The 1,572-nt window shown below is 73.8% G+C and carries 3 pseudogenes; all 3 read left to right on the top strand.

What is annotated here, in order from left to right:
• Positions 1-259, top strand: a pseudogene (locus RBH18_RS43785) (efflux transporter periplasmic adaptor subunit); the annotation flags it as partial.
• A gap of 144 nt (positions 260-403) precedes the next feature.
• A pseudogene (locus RBH18_RS43780) lies at positions 404-670 on the top strand (efflux transporter periplasmic adaptor subunit); the annotation flags it as partial.
• A gap of 191 nt (positions 671-861) precedes the next feature.
• Positions 862-1,545, top strand: a pseudogene (locus RBH18_RS43775) (ABC transporter ATP-binding protein); the annotation flags it as partial.
• Positions 1,546-1,572: the final 27 nt, after the last annotated feature.

Here is a 1,572-nt window from a genome sequence, read left to right as displayed (position 1 = left end):
CGTCACCGCGGAGGTGGACGAGACCGACATCATGCTGGTGGAGACGGGCGGCGCGGGGACGGTCGAGCTGGACGCCGCGCCCGGGGTCACGTGGGACGCGACGGTGCGGGCCGTGGATTTGCTGCCGACGACGTCCGCGCGTGGCGGGGTGTCGTACCGGGTGCATCTCGCCCTCGGGGCCCCGCACGCCGCCGCGCCTGGGCCGGGTGCTGATGCCTCTGCCCCTCCGCCGGGTGCCAGTGCTCCTGCGCCGGGTGCTGGTCTTCCGTCGCCAGGTGACTTCTCGCCGGATGCCGGTGAGCCGTCGTCGGGTCCCGGTGGGCCTTCGGTGGATCCCGGTGAACCGTCGTCGGGTCCCGGTGGGCCTTCGGTGGATCCCGGTGGGCCGTCGACGGGTCCCGGGCCGTCGCCGCGGCCGGGGATGAGTGCGATCGTCCGGTTGACGGTGCGTGAGGCGGAGGGGGCGGTCACGGTTCCGGCGAGCGCGGTGGTGTCGAGCGACGGCCGGGACACCGTGTGGGCGGTGCGCGAGGGGCGGGCCGTGCGGGCGCCGGTCACGGTCGGGGTCCGGGGAGAGGACATCGTTCAGGTAGCTGACGGGCTTGCGCCGGGCGACCGGATCGTGATCGGGGGCGCCGATCAGGTGCGTACGGGTCAGGACCTTCCATGAGTTCCGACAGCGCCGCCTCGGACCATTCGTCGTCTGCTTCGCCGTCCCCGTCGTCTGCTTCGTCCTCTTCCGGGCTGCCGTCTTCCGGGCCGTCGTTTTCCGGGCTGCCGTCTTCTGGGCCGTCGTTTTCCGGGCTGCCGTCTTCCGGGCCGTCGTCTTCCGGGCCGTCATTTTCCGGGCTGCCGTTGCCGCTGCCGTCGGACGCGGGACCGCCGGTCGTGGTCGCGGAGAATGTCAGCCGTACCTACGAGCTGGACGGGGTGTCGGTGCCAGCCCTGCGCGGGGTGTCGCTGACCGTGGCGGCGGGCGACTACGTGGCGATCGTCGGGACGTCCGGCTCCGGGAAGTCGACGCTGATGCACCTGCTCGGCGGTCTCGACCGGCCCACGGGTGGCACGCTGCGCCTCGGGGGCCGGGACGTCGCGTCGCTCGGGCCGGCCGAGCTCGCCCGGGTCCGCAACGAGGTCATCGGCTTCGTCTTCCAGTCGTTCCACCTGCTGCCGCGCACCACCGCACGGGACAACGTCGCGCTGCCCCTGGTCTACCGGGGCGCCGGCCGCCGCGAACGCCACGAGCGCGCCGCCGAGCTCCTCGCCCGGGTCGGGCTGGCCCACCGCGCCGGGCACCGCCCCAACCAGATGTCCGGCGGCGAGCAGCAGCGGGTGGCGATCGCCCGGGCGCTGGTCACGGGCCCGTCCGTGCTGCTGGCCGACGAGCCGACCGGCAACCTCGACTCGGCGACGGGCGCCGCGGTGCTCGAACTGCTGGAATCGCTCAACGCCGAGGGCGTGGCCGTCGTCCTGGTCACCCACGACCAAGCTGTCGCCGCCCGGGCGAACCGCCGAATCGAAATGCGCGACGGCCGCATCGTGGCGCCATGAACCCGCACCCCGTGAGTCCTC

The organism is Actinoplanes oryzae (assembly GCF_030757795.1).
GTDB lineage: Bacteria > Actinomycetota > Actinomycetes > Mycobacteriales > Micromonosporaceae > Actinoplanes.
The sequence above is the reverse complement of the archived record's forward strand: the minus strand, read 5'-3'. Positions and strand labels throughout refer to the sequence as shown.